General features: G+C 36.5%; 20 protein-coding genes. 7 read left to right on the top strand and 13 right to left on the bottom strand.

Going from position 1 to position 17,321, the window contains the following annotated elements:
• Nucleotides 1-616: 616 nt before the first annotated feature.
• From HVN35_07665 to HVN35_07700, 8 genes are all read right to left on the bottom strand, one after another.
• A complete protein-coding gene (locus tag HVN35_07665; protein ID NYB52416.1) occupies nt 617-1,129 on the bottom strand; it encodes a ferritin in 513 nt (170 codons plus the stop codon).
• Nucleotides 1,130-1,240: 111 nt separating this feature from the next.
• Nucleotides 1,241-1,402, bottom strand: coding sequence for a rubredoxin (locus HVN35_07670; GenBank protein ID NYB52417.1), 162 nt, complete (start codon nt 1,400-1,402; stop codon nt 1,241-1,243).
• A 105-nt stretch (nt 1,403-1,507) separates the two neighbouring features.
• Entirely contained in the window at nt 1,508-1,669 is a 162-nt protein-coding gene (locus HVN35_07675; GenBank protein ID NYB52418.1) for a rubredoxin, read from the bottom strand.
• Nucleotides 1,670-1,802: 133 nt separating this feature from the next.
• The gene (locus HVN35_07680) at nt 1,803-1,961 is read right to left on the bottom strand and encodes a rubredoxin (protein NYB52419.1); all 159 of its coding nucleotides are present in this window, start codon (nt 1,959-1,961) and stop codon (nt 1,803-1,805) included.
• Nucleotides 1,962-2,317: 356 nt separating this feature from the next.
• Entirely contained in the window at nt 2,318-2,758 is a 441-nt protein-coding gene (locus HVN35_07685; protein NYB52420.1) for a hypothetical protein, read from the bottom strand.
• 91 nt (nt 2,759-2,849) lie between these two features.
• Entirely contained in the window at nt 2,850-3,245 is a 396-nt protein-coding gene (locus tag HVN35_07690; protein NYB52421.1) for a universal stress protein, read from the bottom strand.
• 165 nt (nt 3,246-3,410) lie between these two features.
• On the bottom strand, nt 3,411-3,965 hold the full coding sequence (locus HVN35_07695; GenBank protein ID NYB52422.1) for a flavin reductase family protein: 555 nt from the start codon (nt 3,963-3,965) through the stop codon (nt 3,411-3,413).
• Nucleotides 3,966-3,992: 27 nt separating this feature from the next.
• On the bottom strand, nt 3,993-5,726 hold the full coding sequence (locus HVN35_07700) for an ABC transporter ATP-binding protein (GenBank protein NYB52423.1): 1,734 nt from the start codon (nt 5,724-5,726) through the stop codon (nt 3,993-3,995).
• 496 nt (nt 5,727-6,222) lie between these two features.
• Here HVN35_07700 and HVN35_07705 point away from each other — a divergent pair, with 496 nt between their 5' ends.
• The 7 genes from HVN35_07705 (at nt 6,223) to HVN35_07735 (ending at nt 11,499) form a co-directional block, all read left to right on the top strand.
• Nucleotides 6,223-6,747: a nicotinamide-nucleotide adenylyltransferase gene (locus HVN35_07705; protein NYB52424.1), complete on the top strand. Its 525-nt coding sequence runs from the start codon at nt 6,223-6,225 to the stop codon at nt 6,745-6,747.
• The gene (locus HVN35_07710; protein ID NYB52425.1) at nt 6,744-7,199 is read left to right on the top strand and encodes a molybdenum cofactor biosynthesis protein MoaE; all 456 of its coding nucleotides are present in this window, start codon (nt 6,744-6,746) and stop codon (nt 7,197-7,199) included. Before HVN35_07705 ends, HVN35_07710 begins: the two co-directional genes overlap by 4 nt.
• A gap of 94 nt (nt 7,200-7,293) precedes the next feature.
• Nucleotides 7,294-8,472, top strand: coding sequence for an HD domain-containing protein (locus HVN35_07715; protein NYB52426.1), 1,179 nt, complete (start codon nt 7,294-7,296; stop codon nt 8,470-8,472).
• Nucleotides 8,473-8,781: 309 nt separating this feature from the next.
• Nucleotides 8,782-9,342 (top strand): UbiX family flavin prenyltransferase, encoded by a 561-nt coding sequence (locus HVN35_07720; GenBank protein NYB52427.1) that lies wholly within the window; start codon nt 8,782-8,784, stop codon nt 9,340-9,342.
• Nucleotides 9,339-9,902: a precorrin-6Y C5,15-methyltransferase (decarboxylating) subunit CbiT gene (gene cbiT, locus HVN35_07725; GenBank protein ID NYB52428.1), complete on the top strand. Its 564-nt coding sequence runs from the start codon at nt 9,339-9,341 to the stop codon at nt 9,900-9,902. Before HVN35_07720 ends, cbiT begins: the two co-directional genes overlap by 4 nt.
• 217 nt (nt 9,903-10,119) lie before the next feature.
• Nucleotides 10,120-10,890, top strand: a complete 771-nt coding sequence (locus tag HVN35_07730; GenBank protein ID NYB52429.1) for a hypothetical protein — start codon at nt 10,120-10,122, stop codon at nt 10,888-10,890.
• Between the two features lie 369 nt (nt 10,891-11,259).
• The gene (locus HVN35_07735; protein NYB52430.1) at nt 11,260-11,499 is read left to right on the top strand and encodes a pseudomurein-binding protein; all 240 of its coding nucleotides are present in this window, start codon (nt 11,260-11,262) and stop codon (nt 11,497-11,499) included.
• 300 nt (nt 11,500-11,799) lie between these two features.
• Here the strand turns inward: HVN35_07735 and HVN35_07740 are convergent, their stop codons facing one another.
• The 5 genes from HVN35_07740 to HVN35_07760 form a co-directional block, all read right to left on the bottom strand.
• On the bottom strand, nt 11,800-12,423 hold the full coding sequence (locus HVN35_07740; protein NYB52431.1) for a molybdenum cofactor guanylyltransferase: 624 nt from the start codon (nt 12,421-12,423) through the stop codon (nt 11,800-11,802).
• 173 nt (nt 12,424-12,596) lie between these two features.
• Nucleotides 12,597-14,087, bottom strand: coding sequence for an IMP dehydrogenase (gene guaB / locus HVN35_07745; protein ID NYB52432.1), 1,491 nt, complete (start codon nt 14,085-14,087; stop codon nt 12,597-12,599).
• A 127-nt stretch (nt 14,088-14,214) separates the two neighbouring features.
• The gene (locus HVN35_07750) at nt 14,215-14,928 is read right to left on the bottom strand and encodes a (5-formylfuran-3-yl)methyl phosphate synthase (GenBank protein NYB52433.1); all 714 of its coding nucleotides are present in this window, start codon (nt 14,926-14,928) and stop codon (nt 14,215-14,217) included.
• A gap of 341 nt (nt 14,929-15,269) precedes the next feature.
• The gene (locus HVN35_07755; protein ID NYB52434.1) at nt 15,270-16,472 is read right to left on the bottom strand and encodes a lactate utilization protein; all 1,203 of its coding nucleotides are present in this window, start codon (nt 16,470-16,472) and stop codon (nt 15,270-15,272) included.
• Nucleotides 16,465-17,283 carry a (Fe-S)-binding protein gene (locus tag HVN35_07760; protein NYB52435.1) on the bottom strand — a complete coding sequence of 273 codons (819 nt, stop codon included), beginning with the start codon at nt 17,281-17,283 and terminating at the stop codon, nt 16,465-16,467. The genes HVN35_07755 and HVN35_07760 overlap by 8 nt, the downstream gene beginning before the upstream one ends.
• Nucleotides 17,284-17,321: the final 38 nt, after the last annotated feature.

Raw genomic sequence — 17,321 nt, forward strand, 5'->3', positions numbered from 1 at the left:
TTTATAGTTGATAAATCCCATAAACATTTTAGTTGGGAAAATTCTACCAAGGAGGGTATTCAAGCTTGTATTTTTGGCAACATATATACGAATTATACCCTCATATAACTAATATTGTGGTTATATTCCATTTATCAATTTTTCGAAAAAAATAGCCACATGGATAAGCAAAATATGAATTCATAGTAATATTTCGCATCTTACTAAACATTATTGATGACATATGTCTTCAAATCAATATAGGATTAATGCTCTTTCTGAGAACACATCACCTTTAAAACTAATATTAATCCCTAGATATCAATTAAATTATCACATGAAACAAGATAGTATGTTTCCTGACGTATAAATGGGTTAAAATAATTAAGACATGTTTTCAATGAATGGGGTCTTTGATTGGGTAAAAACGACTAAAATTTATCAGATATTCTCTAGAAATTAAAAAAATAACTGAAAGTTATTAGGGGGGGTTAGAGCTATATATCCAAACATTCTATCACTATTTTTGTCTTTATTTGTGAAAGAACCAAAATAAACCAGTTATGAAATATTAATGAACAGTTCCACAACCATTAACTTTGCATTACTAATAAAAGAAAAAGATTTAAGTAGAATTCTACTCAGAAGCTGCTGGTGGATTGAAAACTCTTTTTGCTAATTCCTGGTCTAGCATGTAAAGTCCGCTGCTGGATTCTCCTGCTAGTTTTACTTTTTGAAGAACTCCACTGGAAGATTCTTCCTCTTCCACTTGTTCAGCTACAAACCATTGTAAGAAATTGTTGGTGGCGTGGTCAGAAAGCTCCATGGCCAGATCAACCAGTTCATTTATGAGACCAGTTACCATCTGTTCGTGCTGGTAAACATGTTCAAAAGCTGCCAGTGGAGAATCCCACTCACTTTGAGGTTTCTCAATTTCAGCTAGAATAACTCTGCTACCCCTCTGCACTAGGTAGTCATAAAACTTCATGGCGTGACTTAATTCTTCCTGGGCCTGAACTCGCATCCAGTTCCCAAATCCAGGTAAATCCTGATCTTCAAAGTAAGCTCCCATGGCCAGGTATAGGTAACCTGAATAAAGTTCCCTATTTAACTGGTAGTTAAGGGCTTCCTGCATCTTTTCATCCAACATGACCTCTAACCTCCCTCACGTAATATTTTGATTTTGATTAATCTACTGGTTCGAATTTGATTAAAACTTTTGATTAATCTACTGGTTCGAGCTTTTGACTAAAACTTCTGATTAGTCTACAGGTTCGAACATATCTTTACCTGCACCGCACATTGGACATACCCAGTCATCTGGCAAGTCTTCAAAAGCGGTTCCAGGTTCAATCCCTGACATATCATCTCCTTCTTCAGGATCGTATACATATCCACAAGGCTTACACAGGTATTTTTGCATAATACTACACCTCTTTTTTTACCTCATTTTTAAATCTTCATGATAGATTCATGAATTTCATTTAAGAAATTTCACATTTATTAATAAAAAATTTATTTATTAAACTTATTTAACCTCAGCAAATACCTTTTTCTTAGCCCCGCATGATGGACAAACCCATCTTTCGGGCAAGTCCTCGAATGGAACTCCTGGTTCGATTTTACGCTTTAAATCACCGGTTTCAGGGTCATATATGTATCCACATAACCTGCATTTCCATTTTTTCAAACTAATCACCTTTAAATTTTAGTAAATTTCTTTCGATGACTTACCTTATCCTGGATGAATTGTTAGATAGATGTTATGGAGGTATCAGAGGATTTTTGTTTAAAAAAATAGTTTAATTATGGACAGTAATCTTTTATAGAGGGATGAACCGAAATTTTCCAGCCCCACATTTAGGGCAGTTCCAATCATCAGGCAGATCTTCGAAGGCAGTTCCAGGAGGGGTGTTGGTTCGAGGTTCTCCAACTTCAGGGTCGTAAATATAATTGCAAACCTTACATTTGTATCTTCGCATCATTTGATTTCCTCCACTAAAATGTGGTGTAATCTTATATTAGGTACCTTATACAAATCAAACTAGTTAAACTAGAGTCAGGAAGATATTCAAATAGGTTCCTGGACAGTTCTGTTTCAGCACTCTTTTCATTTGATTTACCGCAAAATTACTTTGATACCACTTATTCAAATCATTATTTGCAGTGATTTATTGATTTTGGTTATTTTTCTTAAATATTTCTACCATAATAGGATATTAAGGGTTTGAATATTGGTTAGAATATTATGTTAGGTGTTATGTAGGTGTTAGATGTTAGATCTGTATCAATATAATTTATGCTCATTTCTGATTATTAATTCTATTGGTGTTTTATTCTATTTTTTCTCTTTTAATTTCTCCCAATCCTCAATATCTCCAGGGATAAGTTTAAAACTGGGATGAACATTGGGGAAATCTAACTTTTTTAACTTTTGGTATTGATTCCTGTCCCGCTGTTTTAGTTTGCCCTTTAGATGATTGAGTTCATATAAGACCTGTCCCTGTGTAACTGTGATTTTCTGCAGGGTTTTTCGAGTTCCAATCTTCTGGGGATTGAAATTATATCCTCTTTTTTCTGCTTCCAGGTAAATATGATGTAAATAAGTGTCCAGAAAAAGAGGGGGATTATTTTGATTTTTGAATCTTACTAGCTGAGGATGGTTATTATAACCTTTAGTTTTGCCCTCAAGAACTGCTTTAGCTAGTAATCCCTCCCTCCAGACTGCTACCAGTCCTTTACTATCTAAATATGATGGATGCAGGCTCCACAGTCTCATCTAGTCACATCTTTAAATTTATATTTTTTTGATGAGAATAAAAAAGTAATTATAGAAAAATTAATATTTAACCAAATCTGCCCTATAATTCTTATTTAACTAATAATACTGGCACATCAACCTTTTTAAGGGCATTTTGAGCAACACTACCCAACAATAACTTTTCCAAACCAGATTTACCATGAGAACTAATAACCACCAGATCTGCCCCGGCCTTCTGGGTTATCTTGGCCATATCATGAGTAGGGCTTCCCACAATCAGTATTTCATGGACTTTAACACCCATTTTTTCTCCTTTCTCATGCACATTATGGAGGATGGCTTTGCCTTCATCTTCCAGTACTTCATAAGGATATATAAGTTTTTCATCAATGATATGCACAGCAACAACTTCAGAGCCCAGTTCTTTAGCCAGGGAAAGTGCCATGTCTTCGGCTTTTTTAGCATGGACTGATCCATCAGTGGGAACCATTATATTATTGAACATGTTCTAAACTTCCATTATCCATTCATTAATCTCATTAATTTCGGTATCTAGTTAGGAAAGAAACTATTTCAGGTTCTAAACATTCCCTTTCTTCATTATTCCATTATTTTCTTATCATTAATCATTGTGATCATTATCAAATAATTTATGTTTGAATTTCTTTTTTTATTCATCAACATTTCTGCGATGATCTCCCACCACAAATTCCTTACCACCTAGGTGCAGGATAGGTCGCATTGATTCTGCATCCAGAAGTCCTTCTTTGAGAGCATCATCTCGGACACCTATTTTTACCACTTCACCTATCACTAAGTTGTGGTCACCACATTCTAGAATTTTCACAACCCTGCATTCTAAATGAGCAATGCATTCTTTGATCCATGGTGCTTTAACTTCAACAGATGGCATCTGGGTTAATCCTGCCTTTTCAATCTCATTAACTCCCTGAGGGAATTTTTCACCAGTCACCCACAGTTCCTTGAGAATATCTTCATGGGGTATGTTTATTACCATTTCCCTAGTTTCTGCAATGTTCTGGTAAGTGTGGTGCTGGGGGACAGATGCCACGGCAATTAAGGGAGGGTTAACAGAGACTGGCATGGTAAATGAGAATGGAGCAGCATTTACTTCCCCTTTCTGATTGATGGTGGTAACTATAATGGTGGGCCGAGGGGCAACCACTCGGTAAAAACTTCCTAAGTCAAGATCTGTGAATTTCATTGAATCACTCCACATATTTTTACAAAATCAGGCACTATGCATTTTTTTCTTCCAGTCTTCTATATTCTTAAGATAATCTGCACCGCAGCTATTAATGAAGTCTTGACACTCATTTTTAGGATTTCCATCTCCAATGAGTTCTCCATCATCCATGCGAATGGCTCGTGTTGCCAGTTCTTCAATGAAATCAATGTGATGGCTGACCATAATTATGGTGGTGTTAAATTCCTGGTTAATGCGTTTGAGAGAGTTTGAAACCATTCTCAAGGTTATAGGGTCTAGATCTCCAAAGGGTTCATCTAAAATAAGGACTTTTGGTTGGGAGGTGAGTACCAGTGCCAGGGTTGCTCTCACTTTCTGCCCCCCGGACAACTCATAAGAACGGCGGTTAAGCACATCTAAGGGTAAGTCCAGGGCTTTGAATATGGGTTCAGCATATTTTATGATTTCATTATCAGGGAAACTGGGGAACAGGGTTTCTAAAATATTTGCAGAAAGCCCTATTTTTTCCAAGCGTTCTTTTGCTTCATTTTCAGGAAGATCAGTTAACTGATAGAGGACATCCAGGGTTAAGTCGCTTATACCAAGTTCTTCAGCTTTCTTTTTTGCCTCGTCAACAACCATAATGCCTTTAACACCTAATCTGCCAGCTATCTGGTCTCTAATACGGGCATGGTGTACCAGTGAAAATTCCTGGTGCATGAATCCCATTTGTCTTCGGATTTTCATTCTACTTATTCCAGGCTGGTGCATGTCCACCCATTCTCCGTCAAGTTTAAAGGATACATTACCGCCATCAGGCTGATCCAGACCACCTATCATCCGTAAAAGAACAGTTTTACCTGCACCACTGGGTCCAATTAGGGAAACAATCTCTCCTTCATTAACATCAAAGCCAACATCTTTCAGCTCCAAGACATTTCCTGCTTTGAGGAGATAGAACCTTCTTTCAAGATCACGAACCTTAATAATTGTTTGACCGATATTTTCCGGGTCTCTTCCTGGCAGTTCTGGTTCCAATTTTCTGAGGAATTTTTTGATTATTGCATCAGGATCTCCTTCATCTACTACTTTTCCTTCCTCCATAAGCAGCATTCGATGAGAAAGATAATGATGGACCTCAGGCAAGTGTGATACCAGTACAACAGTTACTCCTAAATCTTGGTTAATTTTTTTAATAGAATCTAATATTTCTTGTTTAGTTTTAGGGCATGACATTGTTGCTGGTTCATCTAAAAGTAATACTTTAGGCTTTTTTGCCAGTTGTCTTGCCATTATCAGTCTCTGTTTTTCACCACCACTTAAAACAGGTGCAAAGTGATCTGCTTTGTGGTCCAGCCCTACAATGCGCAGTATATCCATGGCTTCTTCTTCAAACTCGTCATATGCAAAATCAAAATCAGTTAGTGCTTCATCACCATATTTTGAACCGTAAAGTTTTCGGATGACGTTATTCAGGGTTGTTTCTGACCAAAGTCCAAATGAACGCTGCAGGTGAATGGCAGTTGCCTTACGTAGTTTACGGGAGTAGTAAGGTGTTGAATCTGGTGTAACCGAAACCTCATCAATGGTAATTTTTCCCTCTTCAAAGGGTTCTACACCCCTCAGAACGCGGAGAAGAGTGCTTTTTCCTGAACCACTGGTTCCAATTATTCCCAATATCTCTCCTTTCTCTACTTCAAGGTTAACATTGTCCAGTGCCTTAATATCCAACCCTTCTTCTATATGATAGGTTTTTGATAGATTTTCAACCTTTATCATCCAGTATCACCGTTTATTTTTAATTATTTCTTAAAATTAAATTTATTGCCAACTTATCCTGCAATATATCATTCCACATTACTTTCACATTAGTAGAATAATCTCTTTTGACCACTTATTGATATAAAGTTATCTTGTCTTGTATTCATGTCTTTGTTTTTAACACATCATTATCAGATTAGAAAATATTTAAGTACTCATTCATTCTCTTGGATTTTTGTAAGTTTAATGAATCATTAAAACTCAGATAAAAATATCTATTTCTTCTTTAAATGCCTTCAATGTTTATTCAGGATTTATAATTGAAAATACTTCTAATAGTATTAGGTTAATTATTTATGCCGGTATAAAGAGAGTTAAGTAACATAGTTTACACTTATTAATAGAACTTGTAGAATATAAGGCAATACACTATTTAAACCATACTTTAAGACATTTTATACAAAGTTTATAAGGATAGTCTATATAATTTAAGAATTTTTGTTGGAAGATAACTATGAGAGGGCTTTTAGTTGGAAGAATGCAGCCAATGCATAAGGGTCACCTTCAAGTGATTAAGAGAATTCTGGATGAAGTTGAAGAAGTCATAATATGTATTGGTAGTGCTCAGTTAAGTCATAGTCTGAAAGATCCTTTTACTGCTGGAGAAAGAGTGATGATGCTAAGCAAAGCCCTGGCTGAGAATGGCATCCCGGCATCATCTTACTACATAATCCCAGTACAGGATATCGAATGCAATTCCCTTTGGGTTGCACATATGGAGATGTTAACTCCGCCATTTGTACATGTATATGCTGGAAACCCACTGGTGCAGCGACTCTTTATAGAAAAGGGTTACGAAGTAACAGAACCACCCTTATTCAATCGAAAAATATATTCCGGTACCGAAGTGCGTCGCAGAATGCTTAATGGCGAGGATTGGCAAGAATTACTCCCAGAAGCGGTTGTGGAAGTTATAAATGAGATTGATGGAATTTCACGCCTTAAACACCTGGCAAGAAAGGAGGTAAGTGAAGAATGATACTTGCAAGGATTATAAATGGTGGAAGAGAATCTGATGATGAAAAAATCATCAAAATGTCCGATTTAACCAAAAAAATCAAAGAAGATCCTTCAATTAATGAGTGCGGGGCTATATTTACCTTTGAGGGTTTTGTAAGAGGTAAAGATCGTGCCAAAACCACTGAAAAAATAATTTTAACCACCATGAATAAGGATGAAACTGAAAAAGAACTTGAAGCCATGGTGAAAGAGGTTAAGGACAAACATGGGGTGAGATCCATAGCCGTAGTCCATTATCTGGGTCAATTTGAACCTGGTGATCCTCTATTCCTAGCGGCAGTGGCAGGACCGCACCGGCATGAAACCAGAGCAGCACTGGAAGAAATTATTGAAAGAGTTAAATACGAGTTAGACTTTAAAAAGAAAGAATTCGGCAGCACAGGAACTCAGGTAATCTTATCTGGAGGTTAATAAATTCATTTATTTTATTTTTATTTTTTTTGATTTATTATTATTGCTATGACAAGATGGGGCTAAATTCAATATATTTTATGAGATTTTAAAGATGAGGGGGTTTGAATTGAAGTTTATAAGGGACAGTGTTCATGGTAACCTTCGTTTAGAAGAATTTGAAGTACGTCTCACTGATACTCCTGAGATTCAGAGATTAAGAAGGATTAAACAGCTGGGATTCACCTATTTAGTTTATCCCGGTGCTAATCACAGCCGTTTTGAGCACTCCATTGGAACCATGTACCTAGCTTCCCGCCTGGCAGAGCATCTGCAAATTGATAAGGAAACCAGGGAACTGGTAAGAAGTTGTGCTATTTTGCATGACGCAGGCCATGGACCCTTTTCTCATGTATCAGAGGGAGTATTAGAGTCATCACATGAAGAACTAACTTCCAAACTAATAAAAGAATCACAGTTAGGCGACATATTATCTGAAAAATTTTCCATTAAAGAAATTTTGAGTTTGATAAATGGTGATGGACCTTTAGGACAAATAATCTCCGGAGAACTTGATGTAGACCGAATGGACTACCTCCTGAGGGATTCGTATTACACAGGTGTTGCTTATGGTGTAATTGATGTGGAACGCCTAATTCACAACATGGAACTTGATGACGGTCTTGTACTCAGGAGTAAAGGAGTTCAAGCAGCAGAATCCATGCTACTAGCCCGTTATTTCATGTATCCAAGTGTCTATCAACATCACACCACCCGGATTGCCAATGCCATGTTCAGACGCTGTTTGAAGAAAATATTAGAAAAAGAGATTGTTAATGCCCGTGAGATATATAGATATGATGATATTGACATAATCTCAGCTGCCAGGTCTCAAAAAGGATATATTCAGGATATTATCCAAAGATTAGACACCAGACAATTATACAAACGAGTATATTCCGTGAAACTAGATGAAGTTCCTAATCCGGAAGCAGTTTTTCAGATGGATGCGGCTATGGTTAATAAAATAGAAGAAGAGATCGCTTTAGAAATTGGAACCAATAATGACTGTGTGCTGGTTGATATTCCAGAATATCCATCTTTCCACGAATTAAGTACTCCCATATCTCTCAATGGAGTCATTGTCAAATTAGGTGAAGTTTCTAACCTGGTGCGCTCCCTGAAAGATTCTCGTTTCAACCATGCAGATCTCTCTATCTACTTACCAGAAGATTGTGCAGAAAAAGCAGAAAGAATAAATTTCAGGGATTATATCAATGTTCTGGATAAATAATTAGTCCATAATAATCAATATTAACAAATAATATTATATGTTTGTCTAAACCTCCGCATATGGATTAATATAATGACTTAATATAATGATTTTCATGAAGAGAATTAATAGGATAATGATAAATAAAATGCATTAATTTAAAAGGCATTAAATGTGAGATAATTTGATTGGATTAATCTAATAGAATTTCTAATCAAAGTATTAAATTAAACACTATTAACTCTCAAAAAAAAGCGATATCAGTATCATAAAAGTTAATAAACTTATTTAATAATTTTTTATTTAGAAGAACTGAAATTATGTGATAAAATGATAGTTATAGCCATTACTGGAGCAAGTGGTGTTGTCTACGGGGTTAGACTTCTGGAAGTGTTAAATGAAATGGGTAAAGAAACTGCACTGGTGGTTACTGACCCTGCTTGGATTATACTAAAGCATGAGATGGGAATTGAAAAAGATTATCTTAAGAAACTTTGCCATCATTACTATGCCCCTGATGACCTGACCAGTGCTATTAATAGTGGCTCATGTAGATTCAAGTCCATGGTTATTGTACCCTGCACCATGAAAACTGTCTCAGCTATTTCTTCAGGATTTGCTAGCAATGCTGTTACCCGAGCAGCTGACGTGGCATTAAAGGAGAGGAGAAAGCTCATAATAGTACCTAGAGAAACACCTTTACGTTCAGTTCATCTGGAGAACATGCTAAAAATTAGTAAGGAAGGAGGTATAATCCTACCAGCAATGCCTGCATTTTACCACCAACCCCAGGAAATTAATGGCCTGGTTGATTTTCTCGTGGGAAAAATACTGGATAACCTTCATATAGACCATGAACTTTACCAGCGCTGGCAGGGAGAAGTTCCATGATTAAAGACGAAGATTTTATCCAGTCAGAAAAAGTGCCAGGCCCTACTAAGGAAGAAGTGCGATGTTTAGTCATGTGTAAAGCACGAATCTCCAGTAATGATGTAGTGCTGGAGGTAGGTTGTGGGACCGGAGGATTAACTGTTCAATCTGCAATGAGGGCTAAGGAAGTTATATCCATAGATAAGAACCCTGAAGCCATATCCCTTACTCAGAGAAATATTATAAAACATGGACTTCTGGAAAAGGTTAAACTCATTGAGGGAGATGCTCTCAGTGTAATGAAAGAAATAACCTCATTTGATGTAGTTTTAGTTGGAGGTAGCAGTGGTGATCTTCCTCTAATAATCAATGAGGGATTCCAAAAACTAAATCCAAAGGGCAGGATTGTGGTTACTTCCATACTCCTCGAAACCCGTGTAGAAGCAGTGAGAACATTCAAAAAACTATCTGTAATACCTGATGTCGTTGAAATTACTTTTGCCAAAGGTAAGGTAACAAACAGGGGTACCATGATGATGGGAAGAAATCCGATTACTATTGTATCTGCCACAAAAAAATAACAATTATTAAAAGTTTAAGAGTGAAATTAAGCGTTTAATTAGAATATTGAGCTAAAATGTTGAAAAATTCGAATAAATAAGCCAATAATAACGGTTTTAATGATTATGGTTAATGTTTATAATAACAAACAATTTTTTAATGATAAAAACCCTTCAGTTCTGACAATTGAAATCAAAAAACAATTGAATTCGAAAAATAACTAATCCAGGTGTCTCAATGAAATTATCGCATCGTTTTGATTGGAAAGTAAAACTGGGAATTTTACTGGTTCTTTTATCAGCTTTACTATATATTGGTCATTACTTAATTTTTCATGATTCCCATGGTGTATTTTTTTATATAGGTATTGATATTGCCTTCTTACCAATTGAAATACTCTTTGTGGTGCTGGTGATTGAAAACGCCATCAGCAGTAGAGAAAAAAAGATGATGATGGAAAAGCTGAACATGGTTATAGGAGTATTTTTCAGCGAAGTAGGAACTGAACTAATGGGATCCATAATAAAATTCGACCCAGACACTGATAACATAAGGAATGACCTTTTGATAACCAATAATTGGTCTTTTAAGGACTTCAGGGCAGCAAGAGATAAAATTAAAAATTTTGACTATGGATTGGATATCAGCGGTGAAAACAAGGATTCCATTGAATTTTTGAAGAACACTAAAACTTTCCTGGTGGAAAAGAGAAAATTTTTACTGGCATTACTAGAAAATCCCAATCTGCTAGAACATGAAACTTTCACTGAACTCTTATGGGCAGTATTTCATCTTATGGAAGAATTGGAAAAAAGAGAAGATATATCCAGCTTACCATCATCAGACTATCAGCATCTTTCTGGTGATACAGTAAGGGTTTACAGTCTCATGATCCTGGAGTGGCTCCAGTACATGGAACATCTCATGAATAATTATCCTTATCTCTTCTCACTGGCCATTAGAACCAACCCCTTTGATCCCACATCACAAGTGGAGGTCAACGATTAATCAAGGATTAGAGACTTTATCGGATATTAGGAATAATAATTGATTTATATAAAATGCAAGAGGATTATTCAATTAATAAGGGAAATTAAGAATATATCAAGTTTATCAATTGTTAATAAGCGAATAAATGATGGTCTTATTGAACGTGAAATTAAAAGATCGATTATCTTAAATTGTCTGATGATCAATTATAAATTCAGATTAGAATAAAATTTGGCCTTATTTTAATACCCTTATTTTATTACAGTATTAATTATCCAATATTTTTCTAAAAAAAGATTTTCTCTAAGCAAGAATTTGATATCACATATCGTAACCTTTTTATATGGTGCCAACAATATACTTAAAAAACTAAATGTGGTCGATGCCATGGAGAGATTGACTCTCGAGCAATATAGGATAATGGTGGATAAGGTTTTAGAATACAAAAGGGTGAATGGATACCTGCCAGAATATGCAGTTGTTGATGGCTGCCGTATAGAAAAAAGAGAATATATCGACATGATTGAAAGGGTGAATAAATTCTTCCTGGAGATGGGAAGAAACCCGGGTTGCGTGGAAATCGGACCTATTGATGATCTCCCTGTTGTGGAAAAAGTATTGATTTAAAAAATTCAATAATATCCACACTAATACCGATAAATCTCTATAATTCTCTTTAAATCCATTTAAATAAAAAAAATCTTTTTTTGGGACTTATCTTGGATTATCTAAAAATTCGGTCATGGAAATAATGGTCATGATTACATTCTTACTTTTAGGATGTCCATCCCTGATAAATAAATAATATCCAAATATGATTTATCAAATTGATTATCAAATTATTATTAAAATATATTTATCAAATTATATTATCTAATTATAATTAATTATTGGTTTTAATAGGGCATTATGGTTAGAGATAAATCTTCAAGATGAATTTAAGTCTTCTGGACGATTCAAATTTCTGAAACTGGTTTTTTCAGGATCTAGAAGGTTTACATCAACATAATTTACTTTAACAACTTTGTAAAGAGATTTAACGTCATTAAAACCTTCTTTTAATCTGTTTTTTATCAAAGGAAGGCATTTTTTATGATAATAGGCATGTAATGGTTCAACAGAACCATCAGGCCACTGAGGAACTATTGCAGAATATTCATTGGTCTTATCATCTTCAACACATTTAAAAATCATTTTTACGAAATCTGAAGATATAAAAGGAGAATCGCAGGGTAATACCAGAGCACCATAACTTTCAACATGAGTTAAACCAGTAAATAAGCCCATCAGCGGACCTTTATCCATTTCTTGGTCCGTTATCATTTTTATAAGGAGACCATCTTCTTTTAAGTGTTTTTTGAAGTGATTAATATGTTTTTCATATAAGCTGAGCTGTTTTTCATCTCTAAATACCAGAATTATTTCATCAGCAAGTCTTTCAAGGGTTTGCATAATGTGGATTATCAAGGGTTTAGAATCCAAGCTTATTAATCCTTTATCTGTACCCATGCGTTGGCTTCTACCACCACAAAGGATTATACATGAATGCATAATCATCTCCAATATTTGGATTTTGGTCTATTCATGAAAAAAGAATGCTAAAATTAATATTTTTGTCCTTAAATTACCTTAGAAAGTTTTTTAACTTCTAAACTCATTAAAAATTTTGTCTCATTTAAATTGTTTGCATTTATCGAATAAAAAATATAAATAAATGCTTCAAATTACATGAGCCTGGTTGTGGGATAGTTAGGGCTTTCATTGGTAATCATAAGGTCGTGGGGATGGCTTTCTGTCATACCACTGGATGTAATTCTTACGAAGCGGGATTTTTCCCACATTTCTTCTATGTTAATGGCTCCGCAGTAACCCATTGAAGCTTTAAGACCACCCATAAGCTGGAATATCACTTCATTGGCCGGTCCTTTAAATGGTACGACCCCTTCCACACCTTCTGGCACCAGTTTAGCATGTTTCATGGGACCTTTTACTTCCTGGAAATAACGGTCAGTTCCTGCTCCAGAACCTCCAGTCATGGCACCCAGGGAACCCATTCCACGGTACTGTTTGAATTTACGGCCGTTCATTATAACCACTTCTCCAGGAGATTCAGAAGTCCCAGCCAGGAGACTTCCCAACATAACTGAGTCCGCTCCAATGGCAATGGCTTTAGCAACATCTCCTGAATATCTTAAACCCCCGTCAGCAATCAACGGAACACCATGCTCATGAGCAACATCAGCCACTGATGATATGGCAGTTAACTGAGGAACTCCCACTCCAGCTATGATTCTGGTGGTGCAGATTGAACCCGGACCGATACCTACTTTCAAACCATCTACATCAGCACCAGTTATGATTGCTTCGGCTGCTTCACCAGTTGCAATATTTCCTACCAGGAGATCAGCCCTTATTTCATCTTTCATTTTCTTAGCAGATTTAATAATGCTTGGTTTGTGTGCATGAGCCACATCCACAGCTATAATATCAGCCCCTGCTTTGTCCAGTGCAATGGCTCGTTCCATGTCAAAGGGGCCAGTAGCCGCAGCAACCAGGAACCTCCCCTCCTTATCACGAACAGCATTGGGATGTTTTTTGCGCTCTAGGATGTCTCTAATGGTTACAATACCAACGATACGATCGTTTTTAACTACAGGCAGTCTTTCCACCTTGTTATCATATGCAATATCCAAGGCTTCTTCTGGAGATGTAGATTCACTGATGGTCACCACTTCTTCAGTCATAAACTCACGCACCTTTTTCTGGGCATCAGAGTTTATAATGGGTTTAATATCCCTCCGGCTGATTATACCAATGACCTTCCCATCTTCAACTACGGGTAGACCACTAACATCTTCCAAATCCATGATGGTGTTGGCTTCTTTGATGGAACTTTCTGGGGATGTGGTTATAACATCTCTAATGGTGAGATCCTCAGAACTTTTGACTTTTTTAACCTCATCTAACTGCTCTTTAATGGTCATGTTACGATGAATAACTCCTAAACCTCCCTCCTGAGCTAATGCAATGGCCATTTCTGCTTCTGTAACAGTGTCCATAGCAGAACTCACAATAGGGATGTTTAAATAGTAATTTCTGGAAACCCTGCTCCTGGTGTTCACGTCTTTAGGTTCTATATTAGATTCAGATGGCACCAGTAAAAAATCGTCAAATGTGTATCCTTTAGGGGCTTTATTTAATTTATCTGAAAACATAACCTGCATCCTCCATTCCATCAATAGTAAAATCTAGTAATAATAATAGTCAATTGGAAAATTCGCTATTCATATTGTTATTTGGGTCCTATCTTTAACATTTAATAGTATATCAATGACTATTTATCTAAAAACCGGCTACCATCTGTTTGAGTCTGGCAACTGCTTCGTGATGAATAGTTCCAGAATCACGATCCCCACCAACACATGCAGCTCCTCTAATTCCAGCAACATCACAGCCCAGTTCAGCGAGTAATGGTAATTGTTCTTCAGTAACTGAACCTGCCAGAGCTGATTTAAGACCATAGTCATGAATTTCCTGGGTGAATCTGGAAATGCTTTCTTCATTCATAAAATCAAATAGGGTTTTCCCATCCTTAACAGCAGTATCTACCATGGCCAGATCCGCACCACTATCCGCAGCTACCCTGGGGATTTCCATGGGGTCCACGGCACCCACCCGGTGAGCATCTGCATATCCTGATGCCACCACAATAGCATCATCATTAAATTCACAAACAGCTTTCACCACGTTCTTCATTACTTCCAAAGCTTCAGAATAGTTTTTAGTTCCGTATAATCCTACTTTGATATAATCTGCACCGGAAACAACTGCACCGGCTGCTGCCAGGGAGACAGTTCCGGGTTTATAGGGAACATCTCCAAGAGTAGCACTAACTTGCATATCCTCAGGAGTTATTCTGCGAATATCCTTTATAATCCAGGGGAAGTTAGCCCCTAATGAACCTTCTTTAGGGTTTTTAACATCAATTATGTCTGCACCGCCTTTTATGGCTTCTCGTGCTTCTTGGGTGTTTATGGGACTTATCAAGAGAAGCAAATATAATTCCTCCTATTTATTAATAATCAAGTCTTCTAACTAATATTTAAAACCTATGATTGTAAAGGGCTGTAAAGTTATTGGGGGTGCAGAGTATTTGCAAACAATCCTTGCCTTACTTTGTCTTTGTTGGTGAAAGAACTTAATAAACTAATTTAAAATTTCAATAAACTGTAAACCCCCTTAACTTCACATTTCCCATCTTAAATATAAGCAATGATTCTGAGACTATTTTAAATCACGTTATATCTAAATTAAACATAATTTTTTATTGTTCTTATTTTGAAATCTCCCTTTTTTTAGAATTTCTCTATTATCATTTAAGTCCATTTCCATTATGATTATTCTTTATAGGGTGTACCTGATTTTATGAGATTATTTCTAATTCTGGCATGATTTTCAGTATAAATCCCATTTTTAACAGATTCTCTTCTCAGCTCTTCTAACATGTCTTTAATCGGTGTTTCAACTGGACATTCAACTGTGCAATGGCCACACAAGGTGCATTTGAAAAGACCAGAATCATAGGTAATATTAGGGTCTATGAAATGACTCATAACGATTCCTCTGCCTCCAAGATGACGTAAGTAACCAAACTCTGGGCCAAGAGTCGTGTAAACTGGGCAATTTACTATGCAAGATCCACACCCAATACACCACAAACATTCTTCCATTTCTTTTAAAGCCTGGCTACGGCCATTGTCTAAAAACACTACAACCACTCTTTTAGCACCATACATATCTTTTAAGAGGATCTGTTCAATATCAGCAGTTTTGGAAGGTGATGAGATAACATTCATATAAGCTGGAACTTTTTTACCAGTTGCATAAATGGTTTCCAATTTCACCACTGAAATTGCCTCTTCCAGTGTGGATACCAATTTGTCAATTCCCACCAGTACAATGTGAAGGTCCATCATGGTGAGTAGGCCGATATTACCCTCATTATGCACCATTACCAGGGAACCATCTAGAGCAGCCACAGAATTCGCACCAGTGATACCAACCTTGCAATTTGGGATTTTTTCCAGAATATCAGATTTAACAGCTTCCAGAATTGATTGGGGTTCAGCTTTCACATCACTTTGCAATTCATTGGACACTATTTTTGCAATTTTTTCCATATTCAGGTGGCATGCAGGTCCGATGGGATGTGTTGGTCGGCTGGCATGGAATTGGACTATCCTGTCTCCCAGATCAGTTTCCAGAACTTCAATATCCTTATTTTCAAGATATTCCGTTAACAATATTTCCCCCGCAGTGTTGGATTTAGATTTAGCTATTATTTGTTCCTTTTTCACCAAGTGGTAAATGGCTTTTTTTGCTTCTTTCGCATCATTGGCCAGAATAACTTCTATCCCGTTTTCTATTAGGTTCTCTTGTGCTTTTTCTAAAAGGTGATGTAGGTGTTTAACAGAATTTTTCCGGATAAGTTTAACCCTTTCTTTCAAACTAATAGTTGCTTCATCATGAAGGAGGTTGGCACGTCTTTCATCTAATTTGGAGAAGGAACGGTTCATTATATTTAGTTCAGATTCATTCATGGGAAACCTTCCTCTGTGGTTGAACATCCTGATTTGATAATGTGTCCTTTTTGGTGGTGACTGACATAGGTGATGAACCATCTTTACTTTTGATAATATTTTTCTTTATATCTTTCTTTGGTGGAAGAATTCCCTTTGATAATGCATCATCTAATGATACAAACTCAGTGAGGTCCATAACACTTAATTTTTCAGATTCTAAGTTCAAAACACAGAAAGGACAACAAGTTACCAGAATATCAGCACCAGTTTCAAGGGCGTCATCAACCCGGCTAATGCCAATTTCGGATGATAATTCCGGATAGGCAGACTTAACACCACCTCCTGCACCACAACAATTCGCATTCTCCCTGATCTTATCCATCTCCAGGAGTTCAGCTTTTGCCCTTAAAACCTCACGAGGCGCATCATATTCCCCAGAGTGTCTTCCCAAGTGACATGGATCATGGTAAGTGGCTTTAAGTTGGTCTTTTTTTAAACTGATTTTTCCATCATTTATCAGTTCCTTTAGGAGCTGGCTGATGTGAATAACATCTAAATTTTCTCCAAACAATTTAGGATAATCTTCACTTAGAGTGCGGTAGCATCCAGCACAGCTAAGGAGTACTTTTTCACCTTTGAGTTGTTCAAAAGTTTTTTCCATTACTTCAATGGCATCTTCCTGGAATCCAGTGCGCAGGAGGATGGAACCACAACATCCTTCATTATCCAGAATTTTATATTTTATTCCAGCTGCATCCAGAATCTTACGGGTATTCCTAGAGATATTTTGAAGTTTATCACGGGCAGTGCAGCCCTGAAAGTAGATAATGATTTTTATCACCTTAGACTCACAAATATTATACAACA

The organism is Methanobacteriaceae archaeon (genome assembly GCA_013403005.1).
Taxonomy (GTDB): Archaea; Methanobacteriota; Methanobacteria; order Methanobacteriales; family Methanobacteriaceae; genus Methanobacterium.